Consider the following 24,903-nt stretch of genomic DNA (forward strand, 5'->3'; position numbering starts at 1 on the left):
CCCGCAGCAGCGAGATCCCCACCTCCCGACCGCGACGAAGCGAAGAGAGAAGGCCCTCATGAAGAGACGCGGAGCAGCACGACGGCTCGTTCCCGCCTGCACGGCCATCGCGCTGCTGGCCACCGGCGCCCCGGCGGCGGCGGCCCCGACGGCAGCCCCGACGGAGCCCGCCACCGCCGGGGTGACGGTCCGGCTGGACCCCTCCTACCGCGGCGAGGAGTTCCAGGGCTGGGGAACCAGCCTCGTCTGGTTCGCCAACGCCACGGGCGACTACCCCGACGAGATCCGCAACCGCCTCGCCGACATGCTGTTCGGTTCCGAGGGCCTGAACCTCAACATCGCCCGCTACAACATCGGCGGCGGCAACGCCCCGGACGTGCCGGACTACCTGCGCCCCGGCGGCGCGGTCGAGGGCTGGTGGCGGGCCCCCGAGGGCACCACCCGCGAGGACGTCGACTGGTTCGACCCCGAGGACCCCGCCGACTGGAACCCCGACGCCGACCCCACGCAGCGCTGGTGGGTCGACCGCATCAAGGGCCGCGTGGACCGCTGGGAGGCGTTCAGCAACTCCCCGCCGTGGTTCCACACGGTCAGCGGGTACGTCTCCGGCGGCTTCGACCCGAACGCCGACCAGCTCAAGCGGGAGAGCATCGACGACTTCAACGCCTACCTCGTGGGGGCTGTCGAGCGCCTCGAGGACGCCCACGGCATCGAGGTCGACACCCTCGACCCCTTCAACGAGCCGGGCACGAACTACTGGGGCACCAGGCTCGGCGCGGACGGGCAGCCCGTCGGGGGCCGTCAGGAGGGCGCCCACATGGGCCCCGAGCTCCAGCAGGAGGTGCTCCGGTCCCTCGCGGAGGAGCTGCGCGACGCCGACACCGACGCCCGGATCTCCGCGATGGACGAGACGAACCCCGGCATCTTCGCCCGCAACTGGAACGCCTACCCCGAGGACGTCCGTGCCCTCGTGGACCAGCTCAACGTCCACACCTACGGCACGGGGCAGCGCACCACCGTCCGCGACATCGCCAAGGGCGAGGGCAGGACGCTGTGGATGAGCGAGGTCGAGGGCAACTGGGGCGACCGGCAGGACTTCGAGTCGATGGTCCCCGGACTCGGGATGGCGCAGCGCATCGCGGACGACCTGCGGGAGCTGGAACCCGCCGCATGGGTGTTCTGGCAGCCCGTCGAGGACTACGACAACATGAAGCCCGGCGGGGAGAGCGCGCTGGGCGGCAACTGGGGAAGCATCCAGATGCCCTTCGACTGCGACGCCGACGACACGCTCGAGACCTGCCCCATCCGCACGAACACCAAGTTCCACACCTCGCGGAACTTCACCCACTTCATCCGTCCCGGCGACCACCTCATCGGCGTCGACGACACCTCCAGCACCGCAGCCGTCACCGATCGCGGCGCCACGGTCGTGCACGTCAACGACACCGCCGCCGCGCGGGCCGTGACGCTCGACCTCACCGGCTTCGGCACCGTCACCGGCGGCGCGAGGGTCACCCCGGTCGTCACCAGCGCCGCCGGCGCACTGGTGCGGGGGGAGGCCGTGCGCGTCCGCGACGGCCGCGCGACCGTCCGGGTCCCCGCCGAGTCCGTGACCACGTTCCTCGTCGAGGGCGTCAAGGGCGTCGCGGAGGACGCCGCGCTCCTGCAGGACGGCGGCGTGTACCGCCTGCGCGGCGCCCAGAGCGGGAAGTCCGTGACCCCCGCGGGCAGCGGTGCCGTGATCCGCACCGACGACGCCGCGAGCACGGCGCAGTTCTGGCGCGCGGGCCTCGTCAGCGGTGGCGGCACCAACCGGGCGCGATGGACCCTCACCAGCGTGAGCGACGGCACGCGCCTCGCCCTCGACGCGGACGGCGCGGTCGTCCTCGCCCCGGCCGGCACCACCGGCCCGCAGACGGAGTGGATCCCCTCGACGACCGGCGACGGCACCTGGACGCTCGTCAACGCCGGCACCAAGCGGCTCCTGGAGGTGGGGGGGCAGGCCACCACCGACGGCGCGGCCGTCACGAGCTGGATCGCCAACTCCGGCTCCAACCAGCGCTGGGCCCTCGTCGACGAGACCGTCCGCGGCACGGCTCCGGCCGAGGCCTTCACCGTCCCCGGGGTCGTTCCGGTGCTGCCGGAGACCGTGGCGGGCGAGTACCGCGACGGGACGCGCGGCAGCCTGCCGGTGCGCTGGGACCTCCCCGGGGAGAACGCCTGGCGCAAGGCCGGCACGGTGCGGGTGCGGGGCCAGGCGACGGACCTGCTCGGCAGGCGGCACGACGCCACCGCCACCGTCGTCGTCGACACCCTCACCGCGACCCTCCCGGCGCGGGCGAAGACCGCCGTCGGCGGCACCCCCGAACTGCCCCCGACCGTCGCGGCCGTCGGGGCGCTCGGCCACCCGGTCGAGGTCCCCGTCGCCTGGGACGCCGCTCCCGACGGGGCCTTCGCCCGGACCGGTGTCGTCGCGCTGACCGGCACGGCCCAGGCCGGTGACGGGCGGACGCTGCCCGCCACGGTGCGCGTGCAGGTGACCGAGGGCGGCGAGGCGCTCGTCCCGTCCGGGGAGCTGAGGGCGTCGGCCACGTTCACCGAGCCCGGCTACGGCGTCGACGGCGTGCTCAACGGCGACCTGGGGGACAAGGCCTGGTCGAACTGGAAGCCGTCGGACCGCAACCCCTCCGACACCCTCACGGTGACCGCCGCGCAGCCGCGGAGCATCAAGCGCGTCGTGACGCACTTCTACCGCGACGGGGAGGGCAGCTGGCCCACGAAGCTGCAGGTGGAGGTCCGCGACGCCTCCGGTGCCTGGGTGAAGGCCGGCGAGCCCGTGTCCCTGCCCGACGGCAGCGCCGCCGGGCCGGTCGCCGACGTCCGGTTCGCCCCGGTGCTGACCGACGCGGTGCGGGTCGTGATGACGGCGCGCGACAGCGGCTACATGACGGTCAGCGAGATCCAGCTCTACGAGGGCGGGGCGAGCACGTCCTCCGACGCCGCGGCGGCCTCCATCTCCGCCGACGGCAAGCCGCTGGCCGGGTTCTCCGCCGACCGGTCCACGTACGAGGCGCCGCGCGGGACCCGGCAGGTCACGGCCGTGGCCGCCGACCCCTACGCCACGGTCGACGTGCAGCAGGCGGCGCGCCCGGGCGGCACGGCCGTGGTCACCGTCACCAGCGAGGACGGGACCGCGACGCGCAGGTACGAGGTGCGCCTGACGCAGCGCTGACCTGCGCCACCGCACGACCGGCCCGCCACGGGAACTCCCGCGGCGGGCCGGTCGCGTTCCGGCGCCCCGCCCCGGAACGGCGAGGGCCGGGGGTCCGAGCGTGGGCGTAGGGTCGGTCCGGAGGAGGTCCCGTGGGAACTGATCTGGTGGCGGCCGCCCGGGAACTGGCGGCCTCGGCGCACGCAGGGCAGGTGGACAAGGCCGGCGCGCCCTACCTGTCCCACCCCGAGCGGGTGGCCGCCCGCGTGGCCGCTCAGGTACCGTCCGGGCCCGCCGAGGCGGTGGCGGTGGCCTGGCTGCACGACGTCGTCGAGGACACCTCCGTCACCGCGGAGGAGCTGCGGGCGGCCGGCTTCCCCGAGCGGGTGGTGGCGGCGGTGCTCGCGCTGACCCGGGTGCCGGGGGAGGAACCGGACACCTATTACGCCCGGGTCGCCGCGGACCCCCTCGCGCTGCGGGTCAAGCGCGCCGACATCGCCGACAACACCGACCCCGCGCGCGTCGCGGCCCTCGACGGGGCCACGCGGGAGCGGCTGGCGGCGAAGTACGCCCACGCCCTGGCCGTCCTCGACGAGCTGTCCGCGCGGCGAGGGCCCGGCGACTCCCCGACACCGTCCGCAGCGCGCGACTAGGGCGATCGACGACGATGCCCGCTCCGCGCGACGGCGACCTCGCCGACCTGCGCCCACCGCAAGCCCCCGACCGGGACGACGTGCTCTGGCCGCAGGACACGCCGCCGCGCTCGTCGAACGCCACCGCTCCGCCGGCGAGCAGGCCCTGGCGGTCCTCGCGCGGGTGCGAGAGGTGGAACCGGGCATGACGAGCGACTTCCTGGCTGCACTGCCGGCCGGTGCGCGCGCGGACGGGCTGGCGTTCCGGGTCAAGTCCCCCACCTCGCTCGCCTGCAAGATCGACGACCGGGTGCGCAGCCGGTTGCTGCCCGCGGCGGTGGCCGCCGAGCAACTGCAGGACGTCGTGCGCTGCACCGCCGTGGCCGCCTCCCCGGCAGAGCTCGTCGGCACCGCGCGGGCACTGGTCAACGGTCTCGCCGCCCGCGGCTGGTCGGTCCGCGGAGCCGAGCAGTCCTACCTCGACGAGCACGGCCAGCCGGCGCAGCACGCTTGCAAGGGGCTGCACCTCGTCGTGGCCGCAGAGCGGGCGGGCGTGGCCTGCGAGGTCCAGGTGCACTCCGAGGAGTCCATCGCCGCCAAGCACGACACCCACCGGGAGTGCGAGATCGAGCGCGACGACACCGTGGCCAGGCCGGAGCGGGCGCGCGCACACGCCGTCATGGTGGAGCGCTGGGCGAGGGTGCAGACCCCGCCGGGCCTGGCGGAGCTGCGGGAGCTGGGCGGGGTGGCGCTGGTCGCGAAGGCCTACCCCGATCGCTACGCGGTCGGGGCGGCTGCACCGGCCGGTGCGGCTCGGGCAGCGGAGCGGGCCGGCGCGCGCGACTACCAGGAGCGGCTCAGAGCCGCCCGGACGACGAGCCGAGGGACGACCAGGGGAAGGGACGGGCGATGAACCTCTACCTCGTGCTGGACGGGGAGCGGGAGGTGGTGGTGGCCGCCGAGCGCGAGGACCGCTTCTACGCCTACGACCCCCACACCGGCCGCTTCCACCTCAACCGGGCGTTGTGGCGGGACTTCTACGGCGACGCGGAACTCGAGTTCCGCCCCGTCGACGCGGCGACCGGCCGCGAGCGCATCGCCGCCGGCGTCGGCGGCTACGACGCACGGGAACTCGCCGACCTGCTCGCCGAGCACGAGGCCGACCCTGCTCCGCTGCTGCCGGCCGACCTCCTGGGGGAGGAGCCCTCCACGGCCGCCTCCGCTCCGCCACCGGGCAGACCGCCGGGCGTGTCCTAGGCTCCTGCGATGGCCTGCCGCATCAGTGAACTCGTGCTGGACTGCCGCGATCCCGAGGAGCTGGCGCGCTTCTGGTGCGCCGTGCTGGGTTTCGTCCGCCTGGAGGACGACGAGGACGGCTCGATCGAGATCGGCCCGGAGAGCGGGTTCGGCGGGCCCGTGTCGACCATCGTCCTCGTCCCCTCCGCCGAACCGCGGCGCGGCAAGCTCCCCCTGCACTTCGACGTCAGCCCCACCGACCGGGACCAGGACGCGGAACTGGAGCGGCTGCTGGCGGTGGGGGCCCGGCCGGTCGACGTCGGGCAGTCGGCCGAGGCGTCCTGGCACGTCCTGGCCGACCCGGAGGGCAACGAGTTCTGCCTGCTCCGCCGCCGCCTCGACCCGGCCTGAGGAAGCGACCGTGACCATCACCCGCGCCGACGTCGAGGCCGCCGCGGCCCGCACCGCCGGCTGGGTGCGCTCGACCCCCGTGCTCCGCGCCGAGGACCTGCCCCGTCCGGCCTGGCTGAAGCTGGAGTTCCTCCAGCACACCGGCACGTTCAAGGCGCGCGGGGCGTTCAACCGCATCCTCGCCGCCCGGGAGCAGGGTGACCTGGACGCGCGCGTCGGGATCGTCGTGGCCTCCGGCGGCAACGCCGGTCTCGCCAACGCCCACGCCGCCGCCCGTCTCGGGGTTCCGGCCACGGTGTTCGTGCCCACCACCGCGCCGCAGGTGAAGGTCGACGGGCTGCGCCGCCTCGGGGCGGAGGTGGTGCAGCTCGGGGCCGAGTACGCCGTCGCCTACGCGGGGGCCGTCGAGCACGCCGCCGCGACGGGGGCCGTGTACTGCCACGCCTACGACCAGCCGGAGATCGCCGCCGGCGCGGGCGTCGTGGGGGCGGAGCTGCTCGACCAGCTCGCCGGTGAGGTCGACACCGTGGTGGTGGCCGTGGGCGGTGGCGGGCTGATGGCGGGGATCGCCGCGGCCGTGGAGGGGGCGGCGCAGGTGGTGGCCGTCGAGCCCGCCACGATCCCCACCCTGCACGCCGCGCTGGCCGCGGGGGAGCCGGTCGACGTGGGCGTCTCCGGGGTGGCGGCCGACTCCCTGGGGGCGCGGCGCATCGGGGACATCGCCTTCGACGTCGCCGTCCGGGCCCGGGTGCGCTCGGTGCTGGTCGCGGACGACGGCATCGTCGCCGCCCGGCGCCGGCTCTGGGAGCAGCACCGGATCGTCGTGGAGCACGGTGCCGCGGCGGCGCTGGCCGCGCTCCTCGACGGCGCCCACGTCCCCGCGCCCGGCGAGCGGGTCGCGGTGGTCCTGTGCGGGGCGAACACCGATCCCGCCGACCTGTCCGCGCGGAAGCCCCCGCCCGGCTGAGGGCGGGAGCCGCTGCGGGACCCGGCGGGGAACCCTCAGAGGGGCAGCTGCGCCAGCTGGTCCAGCATCCACGGGCTGAACGGGCGCGGGTCCCGGTGCACCTCCGCGCGCAGCTCGGCCAGGTCCACCCAGCGCCAGTCGCCCACCTCGTCCGGGTCGGGGATGGGTGCGCCGAGGGCGCGGGCGGCGTAGACGGGGCAGATCTCGTTCTCCACGATGCCGTCGGCCATCACCGCGCGGTAGCGGAAGTCCGGCAGCAGCGGGCGCACGTCCGCCACCCGCACGCCGAGCTCGTCGGCGGCGCGGCGGTGCACGGCGTCGACGGGGTCCTCCCCGGGAGCGGGGTGCCCGCAGACGCTGTTGGTCCACACCAGCGGCCACGTGCGCTTCGCGGCGGCGCGCTGGGTGAGCAGCGTCCGGCCGTGCTCGTCGAGGAACCAGCACGAGAAGGCCAGGTGCAGCGGGGTGCTGGTGTGGTGCACCTCCGACTTCAGCGCCGTGCCGCAGGGCCGGCCGTCCTCGTCGAGGAGGACCACGAGCTCGGGGGTGTCCTCGGTGGTGGTCGTGCTGCTCATGCCGTCGTGCCGTTCATCGCGTCATGCCGTTCATGAGGAGGGATCCTCTCCGGTGCGGGGAGCCCGGAGGGCTGCCGGGGCGGGCTCCTGCGGTCGGTGCCGCTCGTCCCGGTCCTGCTGGTCCTGGTGCTGCTCGACCCGATGGTGCAGGGCCGGGGCCCGCCTGGCGAGCCGGGACGGCCACCAGGTCCACCGCCCCAGCAGCGTGACGATCGCCGGGACCAGGACGCTGCGCACCAGCAGGGTGTCCAGCAGCACGCCGACGCCCACGACCACCCCCGTCTGGGTCAGGGCGATCAGCGGCAGCACCCCCAGGACGGCGAACACGGCGGCGAGCAGGACGCCGGCGCTGGTGATGACGCCGCCGGTCACGGCCAGCGCGGTGGCCATGCCCTCCCGGGTGCCGGAGGCGAGGGCCTCCTCCCGGGCGCGGGTGGTGAGGAAGATGTTGTAGTCCACGCCGAGGGCCACCAGGAACAGGAACGCGATGAGCGGCACCGAGGCGTCGAGGGCGGGGAAGCCGAAGAGGGCGTCGAAGATCCACCGGCTGGCGCCCAGGGCGGCGGCGAAGGAGACGACGACCGTGGCGACGAGCGCGAGCGCCGCGACGACGGAGCGCAGCAGCAGCAGCAGGACGACGGTGACGACGCCCAGCACGAGCGGTGCGACGACCCGCTGGTCGCGGGCGGCGACCTGCTCGGTGTCGTAGGTGGTGGCCGTCGCCCCGCCGACGAGGGCACCCGGGTCGGCCTCGTCGAGGGCGGCGCGCAGCCGGGCGATGGTGCGGTCGGACTCCTCCGTGCCGGCGGCGGCCTCGGGGACGGCGTCGACCTGGACGACGTCGCCGGGTGCCTCCCCGGCGCGCGGGCCGGTGCGGGCGGCGGCGATGCCCGCGGTGGCCCCGGCGGTGCGGGCGACCGCGTCGGCGGCGGCGTTCGTGGTGAGGACCGCCAGCGGCTCGGCCGTGCCGGCGGGGAACGCCCGGGCCAGCACCTCCTGGCCCCGCAGGGACTCCGGCCGCTCCCGGAACTGCTCCGTCTGCGCCAGGCCCACGGACAGGCCGGCGGTGCCGGTGGCGAGCACCGCGAGGAGGGCGAGGCTGCCGGCCGCGACGACCGCGGGGCGCCGGCGCACGAGTGCCGCGACCTTCGACCAGCCGCCGGTGCGGGTGGGGTCGGGGGAGCCGACGCGGGGCACGAACGGCCAGAACAGCCACCGGTCGAACAGCACGAGCGCGGCGGGCAGGACGAGGAGGCCGTAGGCGAGGGCGGTGGCGACGCCGATCGCGCCGGCGATGCCGAGGTCGCGGTTGCTGCCGAGGTCCGCGGCCAGCAGCGTGAGGAGGCTGAGGATCACGGTGGAGGCGCTGGCGAGGATCGCCGGGCCCGCCGAGCGCAGCGCCCGGCGCATGGCCAGGTGGCGGTCCGGTTCGCGCCGCAGCTCCTCCCGGTACCGCGCGATGAGCAGCAGCGCGTAGTTCGTGCCGGCGCCGAAGACGAGGACGCTGGTGATGCCGGTGGTGGAGGGGTCGAAGCTGAGACCGGTCGAGCGGTCGACGATCACGAGGAGGCCGGCGGCGACGCGGTCGCCCGTGCCCACGACGGCGAGCGGCACCAGCCACAGCAGCGGCGAGCGGTAGGTCACCAGCAGCAGCACGGCGACGACGGCGGCGGTGGCGGCGAGGAGGGTGACGTCGGCGCCGTCGAAGACGCGGCCGATGTCGGTGGTGAAGCCGGCGGGGCCGGTGACGTGGGCGTCGAGGTCCCCGGGCAGCGTGCGCAGGCGCTCGCGGAGCTCGTCGACGGTCGCGGCGACCTCCGCGTCGGCCGTGTCGGCGGTGAGGGGCACGACGGCGAGGGCGGCGGTGCGGTCGGGGGAGAGGGCGGGCGGGACGACCGGCCCGGCGGTGGCGAGGTCGGTGAGGCCCTCGACGGCCCGGGCGACGGCTGCCTCGTCCTCGGCGCTCAGCGGTTGCCCGCCGCGGCTGACCACGACGACCGCGGGCTCGGTGCGCGCCCCGGGGAGCTGCTGCTGGAGGGCGGCTGCCCGGGCGGACTCGGCGGAGGCGGGCAGTCCGCCGACGACGCGGGCCTCGGGGGCGCTGCCCTGCAGCCCGAGGACGGCGCCGCTGAAGAGGACGGCGAGCAGGACGGCGAACCGGGCGGTGCGGCGGCCGGCGAGCCGGGCGAGGACGGCGGTCACGACGACCCCTTGTTTCGATGATGGGAATGTCCGACCTTGAAGGTAGATGGGCGGTGCGGCCGTGGCAAGCGGATCCGTGCGCCACAGTGGGGCCGTGACGTCCCCCGCCGAGTCGAGCGGCGCCCTGGTCGAGCAGCTGCAGGCCTTCACCCTCGAGGTGAACCGCTTCGTGCAGGTGTTCGCCGGTGCGCACTCCCTGCACACCACCGACCTCAACGCCCTGGCGCACGTCTCCCGCGCCACCGTGGCGGGCAGGCCCATCACGGCCGGTGAGCTCTCCCGCGTGCTCTCCCTCAGCACCTCCGCCACGACCGCCGTCGTGGACCGGCTCCAGCGCGCCGGGCACGTCGAGCGGGTGCACGACGAGGCGGACCGCCGCCGGGTGCGCGTGCGGATGACACCGTCCGCCCAGGAGCTCGCGAGGGCGTTCTTCACCCCGCTGGGCGAGCGCATGCGCCACGTGTTCGCCGAGTGCGACGACGAGGACCTGCGCCGCTTCGGGGAGATCCTCGCCCGTCTGCTGGAGGCGGCCCGCGCTGCGGCGGACGAGGCGCACCGCGGCGGCGCGACCGCGGGCTGACCGCCGCGCCGGGCCGTGCTGCGGACGGGCGGTGATCAGTCGGCGCGCAGCTCGAACCAGACGCTCTTGCCGTGGTCGGGGGGCGGGGTGGGGGTGTGGCCCCAGGTGTGGGCCAGGGCCTGGAGGAGGGCCAGCCCGCGTCCGCTGGTGGCGTCGTAGTCGACGTGGCGCGGCAGGGGGGCGTCGGATCCGGCGTCGGTGACGCTGATGCGCACGGTCCCACTCCGGCACTCCACGTCGAGCCGGACGGGGCCCTGGCCGTGGCGGACGGCGTTGCCCACCACCTCGCTGGTCAGCAGCTCGGCCAGGTCGGTGTCGACCTCACAGGTTCCGCACTGCCGGCAGGTGCGCACCACCCAGCGCCTCGCCCGGGGGACGTCTGAGGGCTTCCCGTCGATCGTCAGCCGCGTCATGGCGCTTCCCCTGCCCGATCGGGCGCCCATGATGCATCGGGCCCCGCGATCCGCCCACCACCTTCACAAGGACGCCGCCCTCTCCGAGGGGGCGCCACCCTGCCCGAGCGGTGCCGTCATGGCTGCCGGGTCTCGCCGGCAGCCATGACGGGTGTTCCTGGGGTCAGCGGTGGTGTTCGAGGGTGAACTTGGCGGCGATCTGCTCGACGGTGACGGCGAGGGTGGAGAGGTCGTCGGCGGCGGAGGTGATGTGGCCGACGCCGGTGTTGGTCTCCTGTGCGGCCATCGCGACGGCGGCGACGTCGGCGGCGATGCCGGAGGAGCCGCCGGCGGCCTCGCTGACCGAGCCGACCATGCCGGCGGTGGTGGCGGTCTGCTCCTCCACGGCCGCGGCGATGGTGGACTGGTACTGGTTGATGGTGTCGATGACCTCGGCGATCTGCCCGATCGCGGTGGCGGCGTTGCCGGCTTCGTGCTGGATGGCGCCGATGCGGGTGGTGATGTCGCTGGTGGCCCGGGCGGTCTGCTGGGCCAGTTCCTTCACCTCACCGGCCACGACGGCGAAGCCCTTGCCCATCTCCCCGGCGCGGGCGGCTTCGATGGTGGCGTTGAGCGCGAGGAGGTTGGTCTGCTCGGCGATGGCCTCGATGAGCTTGACGACGGTGCCGATCTCGGTGGAGGAGGCGGCCAGCTGCTGCACGGTCTGGGTGGCCGAGCGCGCCAGGTCGGCGGCGTCTCCTGCGACGCGGGAGGCCTCGGTGGCGTTGACGGTGATCTCGCGGATGGAGGCGCCCATCTCCTCAGCGCCGGCGGCCAGGCCCTGGACGTTGCCGGAGACCTGCTCGGCGGCGGCGGAGATGGTCTGGGCCTGGGCGCTGGTGGTCTCGGCGGTGGAGGCGATCTGGCGGCTGGTGGCGGAGAGCTCGGTGGAGGCCGCCGAGAGCGTCTGGGAGGACTGGGTCAGGGCCGAGACGGTCTCGTGCATGCCGTCCAGGGCGGCGGACAGCCCGCGCGACATCTGCCCGATCTCATCGGCGCGGCGCAGCCGGATGCGCTTGGTCAGGTCACCGGCGCCCATGGCCTGCATCGCGGCGGAGACCGCCACCAGCGGACCGGTGATCATCCTCGTGACCAGGATCGCCAGGCCCAGGGAGGCGATCAGCCCGAGCACCATCACGATCACCACGGTGCGGATGGCAGCCGCGGAGGTGTCGCGGGCCTCGGCCAGGATCCGCTTGGCGCCGCCGTCCTCGGCGATCACCAGCGCGTCCAGGGACTCCTTGGCCTTCGTCGACAGCGGCAGGGCCTCGGCCTCGAAGGCGGCCTGGAACCCGGCGCGGTCATCGGCCTTGCTCAGCGGCAGCAGCTTCTCCTCGCGCAACTGGCGCCAGGCGCCCCAGGTGGTGGCGAACTCCTCCACCAGCTTCGGGTCGGCGGCCTGCTGCCGGTAGGCGGTGGTGATCTCGTCGATCTGGGCGTCGCCGTCGACGATGGCCTGCTCCATCGTCGCCATCAGCGCCTCGTCGGTGGTGGAGACGTGCTGGAGCAGGTTGCGCTCGGCGCGGATCTTCGCGGCCTGCAGCTCCCCGAGCTGCTGCAGCGGCACCACGTTGGTCCGGTACATCTGCTCCGTCTTGGCCTCCACCGCCCTCAGTTCGAGGATGCCGACCGCGCCGATGCCCATGGCGGTGAGCAGCGCGACCAGCGCCACCAGCATGATCTTCTGCGCGATGGGTCGGTCTGCCAACTGCTGCAACGGCGCACGCCGGGCACCCGGCGAGGTGAACGGCCGGGACGACGACGGGGAGGACGGCTGGGAGGGGGCGGGGCGGGACGAGGACACGGAGAGCTCCAGACGGGGACGGTCGGCAGTGTGCAACCGAGAGCTCAGATCCGAACTCGCGGAGAGGACGAGGGCTGCCGCAGCGGCGTGGTGCCGGGCGGCGGGGCTGCTGGGGCGCCGCCTCAGGCGGCGCGGGCGATCCGTTGACTGAGCTGGTTCAGAGCCCGCACCAGCCCGGCGCGCTCGTCGCTGCTCATGGAGGTGTAGGCGGGGGTGAACTCGGCCGCCAGCTCGGCGGTGACCGCCGCCACCCGCTCGTGGCCCTGCGCGCTCAGGCGCAGCTGCACCACGCGCCGGTTGCCCGCCGGGTGCACGCGCTCGATCAGGCCGGCGCGGACCAGGTCCTCACTCACGGCGCTGACCCGCGGGCGCGACACCTTCAGGGCCGTGGCCAGCTCCGAGCACGTCGCGACCTCGACCAGGCTCAGCTGGCGCAGCATGCCGAACGTGCTGGGCGTCAGCGACCACGACGCCAGGGCCGCCTCCAGCCACGCGGTGGTGGCCTTGCCGACCTCGATCAGAGCCCGCCCGAACGACGCCATCGCCTCGACGTCGGACGCGGTGGCGCGCTCCAGCACGGCTCCGCGGAGGTCGCCCGAGTGGTTCATGCTCACTCCTTCGGCTGCAGGCGACACCACCTGAACCCTGAAGGGCGTGAATGCTCACCGCTGACCGGGTGCTGGCCCGGTGCTGGCCGGATGCCGGTCGGGCTCCGACCGAACCCCGACCGGATGCTGACCGGATGCTGGCCGGGCAGTCCGGGCCGGCCAGCATCCGGTGGGGCCGCCGCAGTCAGCGCCCCGGATCCACACCGCCCGCCTGCGCCGCTTCAAGGACGAGCGCCGGACTGCCGACTGCTGATCGGTGAGCTCTTCGTCCAGGCGGTCGGTCGGTCCGGCACGTCACCTGCTCGCCCCCCTCGTCATGCTGGGGCTGCTGGCCGCAGCCGCGACCCTGCTGCACCGGACCTTCCGCCACTACTCCTGGGCGGAACTGGGCAGCGACCTGCTGGCGCTCGGGCCGGGTGTCGCCCTCGCCGCCCTCGTCGCGACCGCGATCTCGTACCTGACGATGACCGGCTACGACGCGCTGGCGCTGCGCTACGTCGAGCACCCCCTGCCCTACCGCCGCTACGGCCTCGCGTCGTTCATCGCGACCGCCTTCGGCAACAACCTGGGCGCCTCCGCCGTGGTGGGGGCGGCGCTGCGGGCCCGCGTCTACTCCAGCTGGCAGGTCCCGGGCTTCGCCATCACCCGGATCATCGGCTTCAACGTCGTCACCCTGGCACTCGGGGCCGCGGTCCTGGTCGGGAGCGGCATGCTGTACGACCCCGCCCGGGCGGGTGAGGCGCTGCACCTGCCCGGCGCAGCGGTCCTGGTCGTCGGGTCGCTGCTGCTGGCGTCGGTGGTGGGCTACCTCGTCTGGGCGGCCACCGGGCGCGCGATCGGCTGGCGCGACTGGCGCATCGACCGGCCGTCTCCCCGCCTGGCGGTGGCCCAGGTCGTGCTGTCGACGTTCGAGTGGCTGACCATGGCCGCAGCCCTCTACGTGTTGCTCCCCGCCGAGGGCAGGCTCCCGTTCCTCCCGTTCGCCGTCGCCTTCTCGATCGCGACCGTCGCCGGCCTGGTGACCAATGTGCCCGGTGGGCTGGGCGTCTTCGAGGCGACGCTGGTGGTGATGATCGGGACGACGACGTCGCCCGCGGGGCTCGCGGTGGCGCTGGTGGCCTACCGGCTCTGCTACTTCGTGCTTCCGCTGCTCCTGGCGGCGGTGCTCCTCGTGGTGCACGAGGCCCGCCAGGGCGTGACGGCGCTCGGCTCGGCCCGCACCGCTGCGGCAGCGGCCCCGACGCCCGCCGCGGCAGCGGCCCCGATGCCCGGTGCGCCGAGGCCTTCGGTGCTCACCCCTTCGGTGCTCACCCCCTCGGTGCTCGCGCTGGGCGTCGCCGGCGCCGGCGTGTCCATGCTGGTGGTGGGGGACCTGCCGGGCTCCCGGGCGCTGGACGTGTCGGCAGTCACCATCAGCCTCGCCGGGTTGTCCGCCCTGCTGATGGCCCGGGGCCTGCACCGGCGGCTGAAGCGCGCCTGGGCGGCCACCCTCGCGCTCCTGACCGTCGTCACGGTGATCGCCGCCGCTCACGGTGACCTGGTGCTGTCCGCCGTGACCGCCGTGCTCGCCCTGCTCCTGGTGCCGGCGCGCTCGGCGTTCCACCGCGGTGCCCTCTTCGCCCGGCCGCAGAACCCCGTCTGGCCCGTCACCGCGGCGGTGCTGGTCGGGGCGGCCGTCTGGTGGCAGGAGTTCAGCGGCCTCGGCGGCGCGGTCGACGCGCCCCTGCTGGCGGCGTCGATCTCCGGCGACACGTCGGGGACGGACCGGCTGGCGATGGCCGCGGGTGCGGTCGGGGTCCTCATCGGCGGACGCCGGATCTTCAAGGCGGCGACCCCCGGCCCGCAGACCGCGGACGACGACGAGATGGCCCGGGTGGCGGACATCGTCGCCCGGTCGGGGCGCTGCATCTCGCAGCTCGCCTTCACCGGCGACAAGCGTTTCCACTTCAGTCCGGGCGGCACGGCCTTCCTCATGTACCAGGTGGAGGGGCGCAGCTGGGTGGTGATGGGAGACCCGGTCGGGGATCCGGCCGACTTCCGGGAGCTCGTCTGGAGCTTCATCGAGGAGATCGACCGGCACGGTGGCCGACCGGTCTTCTACAACGTGCTCGCCGACCACGCCGACCTGTACCGCGAATGCGGACTGAGCCTGGCCAAGCTCGGAGAGGAGGCCGTCGTCCCGCTCGAGGAGTTCACCCTCTCCGGCAAGGCCCGGCTGAACCTGCGCACCTGCCGCAACAAGTCCCAGCGACTGGGGCTGGCGGTGGAGTTCGTCGCACCCGAGGACGTCGCACCGCTGCTGCCCGCCCTGCGCGAGGTGTCCGAGGCCTGGCTCGCGGACCGCAACGGCAAGGAGAAGCGGTTCTCCCTGGGCGCATTCGACGAGGAGTACGTCTCCCGCTTCCCCCTGGTCGTGGTGCGCCAGGAGGAGAAGATCATCGCCTTCGCGACCCTGTGGACCGGCGCGGACGGCCAGCAGGTGCAGGTCGACCTGATGCGCCGCCTGCCCGACGGGCCCAGCACCGTCATGACCTTCCTGTTCGTCGAGTGCATCCTGTGGGCGAAGGAGAACGGCTTCGCGTCCTTCAGCCTGGGGATGGCGCCCCTGTCGGGGCTGCGGACCGACGCCACCCCCTCGTTCTGGGACCGGGTCGGCCACCTGCTGTGGACCCACGGCGAGCAGTTCTACAACTTCAAGGGCCTGCGGAAGTTCAAGCAGGGTTTCAACCCCCAGTGGCAGACCTGCTACGTGGCCGCCCCCGGCGGGCTGGCCCTGCCGAACGTCATGATGAACGTGGCGACGCTGGTCGGTGGCGGGGTGCGCGGGGTCATCCGGGGCTGACCCGGCGCGTCACGCGGACCCGCACCGCGGGCCCGGTGCCAGGATCGGCCCGTGGACGTCTTCGAAGAGATCGCAGAGGAGCGGCGGGCTCTGGCCGATCAGCTCGCGGCCCTGACCCCTGAGCAGCAGGCGAGCAGGAGCCTGTGCGCGGCGTGGAGCGTCCACGACGTCCTCGCGCACCTGGTCATGCCGCTGGAGGTGAGCACCCCGAAGGTCGCGCTGGCCGTGCTCCTGGCGGGCGGGAACTTCGACCGGGCGAACCAGCGGGTGACCCGCCGGCTGGCGCAGCGCCCCTTCGCCGAGATCCTGGAGGTCCTGCGCCGCAAGGCGGACACCCGGTTCACCCCGCCGGGATCGGGGCCGGAGGTTCCCCTGGTCGACGTGCTGGTGCACGGCCTGGACATCCGGTGGCCGCTGCACCTGCCCCGCGACGTCCCCGAGGCCCGGCTGCGGAAGGCGCTGACGTTCCTCATGACGGCCCCCTCGGGCCTGGTGCGCAAGGGGGCGCTGACCGGTCTGCGGTTCGAGGCGAAGGACATCGACTGGTCGCACGGCGCCGGACCGGTGGTGAGCGGCACGGCCGAAGGGCTGCTGCTGGCCTGCACCGGTCGAGCCGCGGGTCTCGACACCCTCGTCGGCGAGGGCGCACCCACCCTGCGCGACCGGCTCGCGCCGGGCTGAATTCGCCCCGACGTCCCGCACCGTCGGGTGGCCCGGCCGGCCGCCTGCCGGGGCGGGCACGCCCGGCACGTGGACGGGCCTACCTCGACCTGGTCCTCGACCTCGGCTTCCCGCCCGAGCCGTCCGCGTGGAACGACAGGGCTGCCGCCATCCAGCACCCGAGGTCCTCCTCCGTGGCGCGAACCTCACCGCTCGCCGCGCGCGAGGCGCCGCTGCCCCTCGTTGGCGTCCAGGGCGGCCACGACGGCCGCGTCCTCGTCCGCGCCGAGCAGGGCCACCACGTCGTCGGGCAGGTGGTCCTCACCGGCCAGGTACCAGCGGGTGATCGGCGAGCCCTCCCGGGCCAGGCTGCGGGCCCGCTGCGGATCCGGGGTGAGCCCTTCCGATGGGGTGTCGGCCCGCTCGATGGCCAGCTGCAGCAACGCAGGCAGTCGGTGCTTGCCCAACTGCCGCTGTGGCGTCACGTTCAGCGAGAGGACCACGTCCCCGCCGGACCAGGTGCTCCAGTCCGGATCCGGAGCGCCAGGCTGCACCGCTCCCGCCTGCCCGGAGTCGATCACGGCGTGCAGTGCGTCGGCGAGGTGGAGCAGCTGCTCGTACTCCTGCTCGTCGTCGCCGTGCGTGAAGATCGACAGGTTCGGGGCGTGGTCGGCGGACTCCACCGTCCAGGAGGCGTCCGCGTTGTAGGACCACGAGCCGCTGGTCGCGCCGCGCACCCATCCCGCCTCGGTCAGGGCGGCGGCCATCGCCTCGGCACTGCTGAGCAGGCCGGCGCCGGTGGCGCGCTGCAGCAGCAGCAGGACACCGTGGGGAACCTCGTGGGACTGGGCGGCAGTGGTCACGACGGTCCTCCGAGAGCGGCGGTGTGCGGACGGACTGATCGTCGCGAGCTGCCGCGCCGCTGTCGAGACGCGGCCGCACTCCGGCGGTCGAGGGGCCTGGGACCATGGCCGGGTGCTGACCCGGGCCATGAGCAGTGCAGACCTCCAGCCGGCGCCCCACCACGAGGCGCTGCTGTTCGACTGGGACGGCACCGTGGCCGACAGTCAGCAGGTCAACTTCGAGGTCCTGCGCGAGGCCCTCGTGCCGGTCGGCGTGGTGCTGGAGCAGTCATGGTTCGACGCGCGCACGGGGGTGTCGAGCCGGGAGATGATCGCCATGCTCGCCGCCGCCCAAGGGGTGGACGTGGACCCCGCAGCGGTCGCCGCGCGACGTGACGAGGCCTACCTGCGGCGCGCCCACCAGATCGGCGAGGTCCGCGCGGTGACCGATGTGCTGCGCCGGCACCACGGTCAGCGCAGGACCGCCCTGGCCACCGGCGGTGCCCGGCGGACGGTGACCTCGACCGCCACGGCCCTGGGACTGCTGGAGCTCTTCGACGTCGTGCTCACGCGTGAGGACGTGCAGCGGGGCAAGCCCGCCCCCGACCTGTTCCTGCTGGCCGCTGAGCGGCTGGGTGTCGAGGCGCGCGGCTGCCTCGTCTTCGAGGACAGCGACGAAGGACTGGCCGCGGCGGAGGCCGCCGGCATGGACGCCGTCGACGTCCGCCCCCTGCGCCGAGTCGCCTGACCCTCACCTGGGTCCAGCGCCGACGACCGGCGGCGACGGCGGACGCTGGACAGCGGCTGTGCAGCGTTCGAGCGAGCCGTCGCGGCGCGTTCGAACGCGGCTCTTCGGCAGTGCTGACGCTCGGTCGGCGAAGGGTCTACCGGAACCGGTGAGGGCGGGCTACGGTCGTCTGCATGATGACCGGATCGGCCAACGGCCACGCACAGATCGGTGATCCGGCGCTGCTCTGAACGGCAGCCGGGCTCGTGCCCCTCCTCTCCTCCCGCTCGTGAGGCCAACCACCACGATCGCGAAGGAGAGGACCACCATGCCAGCCACGTTCAACCACACCATCATCGCCTCGCTCGACGGGCCGGTGTCAGCGCAGTTCTACACCGAACTCCTCGAAGCCGAGCCCGCCCCCAGTTGGGGGCCGTTCACGAACATCAGTCTCACGGACGGCGTCATGCTGCAGTTCGCAGCACCGCCCTTCGAGATCCAGATGCAGCACTACGCCTTCCTCGTCGGCGACGCCCACTTCGAGCGCGCCTACGCCTGGCTCGTCGATCACGACATCGAGCACTGGGCCGACCCGCACATGACGCGACCCGAGGAGACGAACTCCGAGCACGGCGGGCGCGGGGTGTACTTCAAGGACCCGGCGGGGCACCTGCTGGAACTCATCACCCGCCCGTACCTCTGAACCGGCACCGCACGGGTCGGAAACGGCTGGCGTCGGTTCGGGCGAGGCGAGCCGTTCACGAGGTGGTGACGTCGTCTTCGTCGATCCACTCGATGTCGACGACCACGTCGGCCGGTTCGCCGAAGACGGACGCTTCGACGAGGGCGGCTTCGCGCGCTTCGCTGCTGCGACGCGTGAAGGACCGCAGCGGCTCCGGTGAGCACGATCGTGGCGGCGGCGAGGGCGGTCGCCCGCCACCAGCCGCGGCTGCGGGTGCCCCCGACGAGGAACGGTCGGGGGTCGGCGTGGAACGCGGCGGACAGAAGGATGTACAGGGTGACGGGTGCCGCGGCGAGGGTGAGGAGCGCCACGAGAACCATCCACGGCGGGGTGAGGCGACGGCGCGGGCCCATGCGCGGGCTGCTCCACCGCAGCGGCGGTCAGCAGGGCTGACACGGCGCCGCGCAGGGCGGGGCCGTCGGGAGCCTCGGTTCCCGGCATCGGGGCGCTCGAGGGCGGCGCCTTGCCGGCGGGCGCGCTCGCGGAAGGCCCCGCCGCGCCGGGCGTCGTCCGTGCAGCGGTGCCGCGGTCGGGGGCCGCGCTTCCCGAGGCGCATGCGGTGGTTGCTGCGGTGCAGATCGCGGCGACCGCGATGAGGATCATCCGGCGGGGGCGCACCATGAACTCCTCACGCTCGGTGCTGGTGCATCAGTGCTGTGCAGGCAGATCTTGAGCGGGTGGCCTGCACGAGCTGGCCGAGGCCCCAGGGGCCCGGCTGTGGCTGGTCGAGGGGGTGGGCGGGCGGCCCCTGGACGCCGCCGCCATGGACGTGCACATCCGCTTCCTCACCCGCGCGTCAACGACGTGAACCAGCGACCAGCGCACCCCCTTCGAGGCCTCGCAACGACCGCGCGGTCATCGACGGACGAGGGCGTTCGCCGTGTCTTGTGGTGGCCCTATGGACCATCAAGATCACGGCAGGGTCGGCGGTGCGGGTCGGCCGTCAGCCGGGTCAGGTGGTGTTGAGGTCGTCGGCGAAGGCGGCGTGCAGGGCGGTTTCGTCGTGGTCGCCCTGGTCGCCGTGGTTGTGGTCGCTGCTGAGTTCGAACCAAAGGGTCTTGCCGGTCTCGGCTGGGGCGGGCCCGTCATGGACTTCGTAGCCCCACTGGCGTGCGAGGCGCTGCAGGAGCAGGAGGCCGCGGCCGTGTTCGGAGCGGTGGGTGGGGCGTCGTTCGTGGGGCGGCTCGGGTGAGGAGTCGTCGACCTCCACGCGCAGGCCGGCGGGGCCGGCGTAGAGGTGGACGGTCATGTCGGTGTGGGCGTGGACGACGACGTTGGTGACGACTTCGGTGAGCAGCAGCTCAGCCGGTTCGGGCACAGGGACGTCCCAGGCTGCGGCGACCAGGTCGAGCAGGCGCCGGGCGGTGCGGGGACTGGTGGGGCTGGGTGGGAGGGTGACGCAGGCCGTCCAGGGGTAGTCCAGCTCGTCGGGACTGGTCGGGGCAGTGTCGATGGTCGTCGTCATGGCTCCACTTCACTGCTCAGGTGCTTGACCGGCGGGGGGGCGCTGCCCGGGCAAGCCGAGGTAGTCCAGGACCAGCAAGGAGGCGTCGTCGTGCAGCTGGCCGTGCTGGTAGTCGAAGACGCCGCGGGCGATGGACCGCACCAGTTCCACTAGGGGCGACTCATTCAGGACGGCGCGTTCGATGAGGCCGGCGAGCATCTCCTCTCCGAAGGGCACCCCGTCGGCATTGGTGGCGTCGAGGATGCCGTCGGTGAGCAGGAAGAGCCGGTCCCCGGGCTGCAGGCGGGCCTCGGTGACCAGCGGCGGGGGCCGCTCGGGCAGTCCCATTCCCAAGGGAAGGGTCGGTTCGACGTGGGGCAGGGGGTGGACGTGGCGTCCGCGCAGCAGCATCGGCTGCAGGTGCCCGGCGTTGACCAGCAGGAGCCGCCCGGTGGCCTGGTCCACCTCGCCCAGCATCGCGGTGACGTAGCGGTCGTCGGGGAACTCGGTGGCCAGTTCGGTGTCGATGCGCTCCAGGGTCTCGGCGAGTTCGTGGCCGTGGCGGCGGCTGTTGCGGTAGGCGCCGATGGCCAGGGCGGTGGTGACGCTGGCGGAGACGCCGTGGCCCATGGCGTCGAAGATGGCGAAGTGGGTGCGGTCGCGGTTGAGGGCGTAGTCGAAGGCGTCGCCGCCGACTTCGTAGGCCGGCTCCACTTGCCCGGCGATGGTGAGACTGGAGACGTGGGCGGTCATCGGAGGTAGGACCTGCCACTGGATCTGCGCGGCCAGGGTCATCGGCCGGCTCTGGCGCACCCGGTGGTACTCATCGGTGACGCGGCCTTTGGTGGCGACGAACTGGGTCACCAGGTCGGCGAAGCGACGGCAGTGCGCCTGCACCGCCTCGCCGGCCTGCTCCACGGACAGGGGCAGGCGCAGCCGCAGCACCCCCAGACGCTCGATGCCGTCCAGCGAGGGCGTCTCGACCAGCGCGCCACCACCAGCGGCGGCGGAGACGGGAGTGACCACGGACGTGCCAGCGGTGAAGGCGCGACCGGCGGTGGTGCCCTCGATGGCCACCGCACCGGCAGCCCCGTTCGGGTCAGCGGCGCCGCTGGGTGGCTGGTCGGGCTCGTCCAGGTCCAGGGGCATCAGTTGCTCCTGCTGCCAGTCGACGAGGAGGACCTGCACGTCGGTGGCGCCCATCCGTTGCGCGGCGTCGTGGATGGCGATCGGGAGCTCGACGGGGGCGGCGGAGTGGGCGAACTCCAGCAGGTGCGCCAGCGTCACGAGTGGGTCACCAGGGATATCGCAGGATGCTCCGCCGGTGAGTGCAGGCAGCCCGAAGGCGCCAGGGGTGGCGGTCACGGCTCAGTCCCGCTCACTCGCGGTGGCGCCTGCCGGGGGCGCCTCTGCCACTGCGATCGTCTCGGACACAGCAACCTGCGCGCCGTCCAGAGCCGCGCCGTCTGGAGTCGTAGCGTCGGCGCTGGTGGAGGCGGTGGGCTGGGGAAGCATCGAGGGCACCGGCACGAGAGCGGCCATCCGCCGCCCGCGCCGGGTGAGGTAGATCGTCTCCCCGGCGTAGGCGACTCGGTTGATCAGGTCGGCCAGCTGTTCCCGAGCCAGGGAGACCTGCAGCTCGGCGATGCGCGCGGGCACCGGTGTGCCCGGCTCCTCAGTGGCCTCGCTCGGTGGCTGCACACCCACCACATACCCCGACCGCCATGCGACCAAACGGACGAGTTGTACAAGGCGGACACGGCCTCACCGGGCGCGTGCATCCCTCAGCTGCCTGCACCCGTCGCTGTCGTGTCAGCGCGACAGGCACCCCTTCGGTGTGCTCTGGTGTCTGGAGAGTTTCCGTCATGGTCGGTGGATACCGCCTCAGTGCAGTTCCGGCGCCATACCTTCCGGGTGGCTCATGCGATGAGGAGACAGGTGGAGGACCTGGTGGCAGGTGCCGGCGACGTCGACTTCGCCGCTGCCTTCGAGGCCACCCCCACGCCCTCCCTGATCCTGGACCGCGACGCCGTGATCGTGGCCGTCAACAGCGCCGCCCTGCGTGCTGTGGCCCGCACCCGCTCCGACCTGATCGGGCGGTCCATCTTCGACACCTTCCCCGACAATCCCGAGGACCCCGACGCGTTGGGGTCGACCAACTTCAAAGCCTCGCTGGACCGGGTGCTGCAGACCGCCCGCCCGGACACGATGGCGCTGCAGAAGTACGACGTTCCCGCCCCCGGTGGAGGGTTCCTGCGCCGCTGGTGGTCTCCGGTCAACATCCCCCTGCTCGATGAGTCCGGACAGGTCCGGTGGATGCTGCACCGCTCCGAAGAGGTCACCAGCTACGTCGACGAGCGACTCCAGGCCACCACCGCTGTCGAGGCCGACATCGAGGCCGACGCCGACGATGACGCGGTGGCCGGGAGGGCTGCTGAGCCGGTGGCCGGGTCGGCGCTGCGTACTGCCCGCGCCGACCTGCAGCGTGCCGAGAGCGATCTCTACTTGCGTGGGCAGGAGCTGGGGGCGGCGTTGAGGACCGCCCGCCGGTGGGCCGAGCAGCAGGCCGGGCTGGTCGACATCGCCCACTCACTCGGCGAAGCCCAGGACGAGGACGCCGTTCTGAAAGTCATCGCCAGGCACAGCACCAGCCTGCTGGGCGCTTCCGGATCAGGACTGTGCCTGCGTGAGCCCGACGACGCCCACGTCCGCTTCCTGATCACCGACACCATCGCCGCCGACGTGCGCGCCGCCGTGCAGCTGCTGCCGAGGGACCACCCACTGCCCATCGTGCACACCGCAGCGACCGGCGAGGCGCACTTCCACGAGGACCTGGCCGCCACCGTCGCCCGCTTCCCCGAAGCGGAGGAGCTCTACACCGCAGCTGACACCCAAGCCTCGGCCAGCGCCCCGCTGCGCGGGCACGGTCGGTTGCTGGGCTCGCTGGCGATGGCCTTCAGCCAGCCACGCACCTGGACCCAGCAGGACCGTGACCTGGTGAATGCCTTCGCGGCGTTGATCACCCAGGCGTTGGAGCGGCTGGCCGCTCGCGACGGGGAACGCGCCGCCAGCGCCACTGCGGCACGCTTCTCCGAGACCTTGCAGCGTTCCATGCTCACCGCACCTCCACAGGCGGACTACCTGCAGGTGGTGGTCCGTTACGCCCCGGCCGCGGCGGAGTCCCAGGTCGGCGGGGACTGGTACGACGCCTACCGCACCCCCGGCGGCTCCACCAGCCTGGTCATCGGCGACGTCGCCGGTCACGACCAGAACGCCGCGGCGACCATGGGCCAGCTGCGCAACCTGCTACGCGGCATCGACCACGCCACCGGTGAGCCACCGGCGGGCGTGCTCAGCGCCCTGGACCGCGCCGCCCACGACCTCGGAGTCAACGCCCTGGCCACGGTGATCCTGGCCCGGGTGGAACAGCCGGCGCAGCACCTGGCGGCCGGCACCCGAGTGCTGCGCTGGTCCAACGCCGGTCACCCCCCGCCGCTGCTGCTGCAGCCGGGGGCGGCGCCGCGCTTCCTCGACGCCAAGATCGACCTCATGGTCGGCATCGACCCGCACACCGCCCGCACCGACCACGAGGTCGTCCTGGTCCCGGGCGCCACGGTGCTCTTCTACACCGACGGGCTCATCGAACGCCGCGACGCGTCGCTGGACGAGGGCCTGCAGTGGCTCGCCGGAGCGGCCCGTGAGCTGAACCACGGAACGCCGGAGGAGCTGGTCGACGGGCTGCTGGAGCTGGTGGGTCTTCAGGTCGAGGACGACGTCGCGCTGCTCGCGTTGTACGCCCACCCCGAAGACGCCCTCCGACCGGCCGAGGCCGGAGCGAACCTCGACCCACGGCACGAACCCACCCTGAGCAGCGCCGGACCAGCTGACGATGCCGGCCCGCAGACGGCCACCGTCGTCGACGTCCGCGACGTCGACGACCACTGCGAGCGCGAGCAGGACGATCTCAGCGACACCGTCCTCCTCCTGGATCCTGATCCGGCCGCGGTCCGGCAGGCCCGCACCTTCGTGCACGACTACTGCTGCCACCTGCAGACGAGCGAGGACATCTGCGACACCCTCACCCTGCTGGTCAGCGAGGTCGTCACCAACGCCATCTCCCACGGGCGCAGCCAAGCCCGGCTGCAGGTGAGCTCCACGCCCAGCACGATGCGGGTCGAGGTCAGCGACGACGACTCCCGCCTGCCTGTCCTGGCTCCCGCCGACCCCGATGCACTCGGCGGACGCGGCCTGGCCATGGTCGACCTGCTCGCCAGCGCATGGGGAGTTCGCGAGGAAGCCATAGGCAAGACCGTCTGGGTCGAGCTGCACGCTTGAGACCAGTGCGTTGACCCACCAGCCCCGACTTCTCAGCCCTCACGCGGCTCACGACGTCGCGGTGCTCGTCCCGCAGATGCAAGCCGCGTCCGCGGAGCCGGATGTTGGTGTGGATCTCGATGCACCCGCGTCAAGGGCCCGGCATGTCGCGGTAAGGCGTCGCGGTGGGGCGGACGTGACGCGATGGTCGGTCGGACCGGCGAAGAGGGTGGCGCAGCAGCGATGGCGGCGTGGGCACGAGCCACCGCATCGCCGCCGCAACGTGTCGTTGTCACGGTGACAGCGAGGCAGAACTTCGTGGCGTAGTCCACCACCGCGCAGAGCCGCCAGATCCCGCCTGCGGGATGCGGACCTGGATGACCGCCTCGGCCGGGGCGAGCTTCAACTGCTCGTTCTCCGCCCGCCGCCGCTCGGTGGTGGGGCCCGCGCCAGGGATGCCCGGTGGCTCGGGAGCCGGCCCTCCCCGCCGGCGGCGACGAACCGGTCACACCAGGTGCCGACGGTGGCGGCGACGACGCCGTGGCGGGCAGCTTTGGACATGACGACCTCCCCGGCGAGCACGGCGAGCACCACAGAGAGGTGGACGTCGGGGCTGACGGGACGTGGATGCGAGCGACTCGTGCGATCCGCCCC

21 protein-coding genes are annotated in these 24,903 nt (G+C 73.5%); 12 read left to right on the forward strand and 9 right to left on the reverse strand.

Annotation, left to right across the window (positions count from 1 at the left end; translation table 11 throughout):
* Positions 1-58 precede the first annotated feature (58 nt).
* The 6 genes from CLV92_RS16440 (at position 59) to CLV92_RS16465 (ending at position 6,457) form a co-directional block, all read left to right on the forward strand.
* Positions 59-3,232, forward strand: a complete 3,174-nt coding sequence (locus CLV92_RS16440; RefSeq protein ID WP_104434493.1) for an Ig-like domain-containing protein — start codon at positions 59-61, stop codon at positions 3,230-3,232.
* Between the two features lie 131 nt (positions 3,233-3,363).
* The gene (locus CLV92_RS16445) at positions 3,364-3,864 is read left to right on the forward strand and encodes an HD domain-containing protein (protein ID WP_104434495.1); all 501 of its coding nucleotides are present in this window, start codon (positions 3,364-3,366) and stop codon (positions 3,862-3,864) included.
* 184 nt (positions 3,865-4,048) lie between these two features.
* Entirely contained in the window at positions 4,049-4,756 is a 708-nt protein-coding gene (locus CLV92_RS21575) for a nucleotidyltransferase family protein (protein WP_104434497.1), read from the forward strand.
* Entirely contained in the window at positions 4,753-5,100 is a 348-nt protein-coding gene (locus tag CLV92_RS16455) for a hypothetical protein (RefSeq protein ID WP_104434499.1), read from the forward strand. The genes CLV92_RS21575 and CLV92_RS16455 overlap by 4 nt, the downstream gene beginning before the upstream one ends.
* 9 nt (positions 5,101-5,109) lie before the next feature.
* The gene (locus CLV92_RS16460; RefSeq protein WP_104434501.1) at positions 5,110-5,490 is read left to right on the forward strand and encodes a VOC family protein; all 381 of its coding nucleotides are present in this window, start codon (positions 5,110-5,112) and stop codon (positions 5,488-5,490) included.
* Positions 5,491-5,500: 10 nt separating this feature from the next.
* A complete protein-coding gene (locus tag CLV92_RS16465; RefSeq protein WP_211291200.1) occupies positions 5,501-6,457 on the forward strand; it encodes a threonine/serine dehydratase in 957 nt (318 codons plus the stop codon).
* Positions 6,458-6,492: 35 nt separating this feature from the next.
* Here the strand turns inward: CLV92_RS16465 and idi are convergent, their stop codons facing one another.
* Both idi and CLV92_RS16475 read right to left on the reverse strand, forming a co-directional pair.
* On the reverse strand, positions 6,493-7,032 hold the full coding sequence (idi, locus tag CLV92_RS16470; RefSeq protein WP_104434503.1) for an isopentenyl-diphosphate Delta-isomerase: 540 nt from the start codon (positions 7,030-7,032) through the stop codon (positions 6,493-6,495).
* Positions 7,033-7,062: 30 nt separating this feature from the next.
* A complete protein-coding gene (locus tag CLV92_RS16475) occupies positions 7,063-9,234 on the reverse strand; it encodes an MMPL family transporter (RefSeq protein ID WP_245886901.1) in 2,172 nt (723 codons plus the stop codon).
* 94 nt (positions 9,235-9,328) lie between these two features.
* On the opposite strand from CLV92_RS16475, the gene CLV92_RS21580 reads away from it, so the two are divergent.
* A complete protein-coding gene (locus CLV92_RS21580) occupies positions 9,329-9,814 on the forward strand; it encodes a MarR family winged helix-turn-helix transcriptional regulator (RefSeq protein ID WP_245886903.1) in 486 nt (161 codons plus the stop codon).
* 35 nt (positions 9,815-9,849) lie between these two features.
* Here the strand turns inward: CLV92_RS21580 and CLV92_RS16485 are convergent, their stop codons facing one another.
* The 3 genes from CLV92_RS16485 to CLV92_RS16500 all read right to left on the reverse strand — a co-directional run bounded on the left by CLV92_RS16485 (position 9,850) and on the right by CLV92_RS16500 (position 12,678).
* Positions 9,850-10,227, reverse strand: coding sequence for an ATP-binding protein (locus CLV92_RS16485; protein ID WP_158257292.1), 378 nt, complete (start codon positions 10,225-10,227; stop codon positions 9,850-9,852).
* Positions 10,228-10,390: 163 nt separating this feature from the next.
* Positions 10,391-11,974: a methyl-accepting chemotaxis protein gene (locus CLV92_RS16490; RefSeq protein ID WP_146099598.1), complete on the reverse strand. Its 1,584-nt coding sequence runs from the start codon at positions 11,972-11,974 to the stop codon at positions 10,391-10,393.
* A 218-nt stretch (positions 11,975-12,192) separates the two neighbouring features.
* On the reverse strand, positions 12,193-12,678 hold the full coding sequence (locus CLV92_RS16500; RefSeq protein WP_104434511.1) for a MarR family winged helix-turn-helix transcriptional regulator: 486 nt from the start codon (positions 12,676-12,678) through the stop codon (positions 12,193-12,195).
* Positions 12,679-12,934: 256 nt separating this feature from the next.
* On the opposite strand from CLV92_RS16500, the gene mprF reads away from it, so the two are divergent.
* Positions 12,935-15,520, forward strand: coding sequence for a bifunctional lysylphosphatidylglycerol flippase/synthetase MprF (gene mprF, locus CLV92_RS16505; protein WP_104434513.1), 2,586 nt, complete (start codon positions 12,935-12,937; stop codon positions 15,518-15,520).
* Between the two features lie 51 nt (positions 15,521-15,571).
* Positions 15,572-16,201 carry a maleylpyruvate isomerase family mycothiol-dependent enzyme gene (locus CLV92_RS16510; protein WP_104434515.1) on the forward strand — a complete coding sequence of 210 codons (630 nt, stop codon included), beginning with the start codon at positions 15,572-15,574 and terminating at the stop codon, positions 16,199-16,201.
* A gap of 185 nt (positions 16,202-16,386) precedes the next feature.
* On the opposite strand, the gene CLV92_RS16515 is transcribed toward CLV92_RS16510, so the two are convergent.
* On the reverse strand, positions 16,387-17,043 hold the full coding sequence (locus CLV92_RS16515; protein WP_104434517.1) for a hypothetical protein: 657 nt from the start codon (positions 17,041-17,043) through the stop codon (positions 16,387-16,389).
* Positions 17,044-17,155: 112 nt separating this feature from the next.
* On the opposite strand from CLV92_RS16515, the gene CLV92_RS16520 reads away from it, so the two are divergent.
* Together CLV92_RS16520 and CLV92_RS16525 are read left to right on the forward strand one after the other, a co-directional pair.
* Positions 17,156-17,770, forward strand: coding sequence for an HAD family hydrolase (locus CLV92_RS16520; protein ID WP_211291201.1), 615 nt, complete (start codon positions 17,156-17,158; stop codon positions 17,768-17,770).
* A 307-nt stretch (positions 17,771-18,077) separates the two neighbouring features.
* Positions 18,078-18,452, forward strand: a complete 375-nt coding sequence (locus tag CLV92_RS16525; RefSeq protein ID WP_104434519.1) for a VOC family protein — start codon at positions 18,078-18,080, stop codon at positions 18,450-18,452.
* Between the two features lie 991 nt (positions 18,453-19,443).
* Here the strand turns inward: CLV92_RS16525 and CLV92_RS16535 are convergent.
* From CLV92_RS16535 to CLV92_RS16545, 3 genes are all read right to left on the reverse strand, one after another.
* Complete coding sequence (locus CLV92_RS16535; protein WP_104434523.1) at positions 19,444-19,956, reverse strand: ATP-binding protein; 513 nt, start codon at positions 19,954-19,956, stop codon at positions 19,444-19,446.
* Between the two features lie 9 nt (positions 19,957-19,965).
* Positions 19,966-21,222, reverse strand: a complete 1,257-nt coding sequence (locus tag CLV92_RS16540) for a PP2C family protein-serine/threonine phosphatase (protein WP_104434525.1) — start codon at positions 21,220-21,222, stop codon at positions 19,966-19,968.
* An 81-nt stretch (positions 21,223-21,303) separates the two neighbouring features.
* Positions 21,304-21,594, reverse strand: a complete 291-nt coding sequence (locus CLV92_RS16545; protein WP_104434527.1) for a type II toxin-antitoxin system Phd/YefM family antitoxin — start codon at positions 21,592-21,594, stop codon at positions 21,304-21,306.
* A 267-nt stretch (positions 21,595-21,861) separates the two neighbouring features.
* Between CLV92_RS16545 and CLV92_RS16550 the strand changes: the two genes are divergently transcribed.
* Positions 21,862-24,270: a SpoIIE family protein phosphatase gene (locus CLV92_RS16550; RefSeq protein ID WP_104434529.1), complete on the forward strand. Its 2,409-nt coding sequence runs from the start codon at positions 21,862-21,864 to the stop codon at positions 24,268-24,270.
* The last annotated feature ends 633 nt before the right edge of the window (positions 24,271-24,903 follow it).

It is taken from the genome of Kineococcus xinjiangensis, from assembly GCF_002934625.1.
GTDB lineage: Bacteria > Actinomycetota > Actinomycetes > Actinomycetales > Kineococcaceae > Kineococcus_A > Kineococcus_A xinjiangensis.

Bases quoted from the DNA above. Each gene is read 5' to 3' on its own strand.
- CLV92_RS16535 (WP_104434523.1), bottom strand. From the start codon at position 19,956: ATGACGACGACCATCGACACTGCCCCGACCAGTCCCGACGAGCTGGAC.
- CLV92_RS16440 (WP_104434493.1), top strand. From the start codon at position 59: ATGAAGAGACGCGGAGCAGCACGACGGCTCGTTCCCGCCTGCACGGCC.
- CLV92_RS16500 (WP_104434511.1), bottom strand. From the start codon at position 12,678: ATGAACCACTCGGGCGACCTCCGCGGAGCCGTGCTGGAGCGCGCCACC.
- CLV92_RS16460 (WP_104434501.1), top strand. From the start codon at position 5,110: ATGGCCTGCCGCATCAGTGAACTCGTGCTGGACTGCCGCGATCCCGAG.
- CLV92_RS16485 (WP_158257292.1), bottom strand. From the start codon at position 10,227: ATGACGCGGCTGACGATCGACGGGAAGCCCTCAGACGTCCCCCGGGCG.
- CLV92_RS16525 (WP_104434519.1), top strand. From the start codon at position 18,078: ATGCCAGCCACGTTCAACCACACCATCATCGCCTCGCTCGACGGGCCG.
- CLV92_RS16550 (WP_104434529.1), top strand. From the start codon at position 21,862: ATGAGGAGACAGGTGGAGGACCTGGTGGCAGGTGCCGGCGACGTCGAC.
- idi (WP_104434503.1), bottom strand. From the start codon at position 7,032: ATGAGCAGCACGACCACCACCGAGGACACCCCCGAGCTCGTGGTCCTC.
- CLV92_RS21575 (WP_104434497.1), top strand. From the start codon at position 4,049: ATGACGAGCGACTTCCTGGCTGCACTGCCGGCCGGTGCGCGCGCGGAC.
- CLV92_RS16455 (WP_104434499.1), top strand. From the start codon at position 4,753: ATGAACCTCTACCTCGTGCTGGACGGGGAGCGGGAGGTGGTGGTGGCC.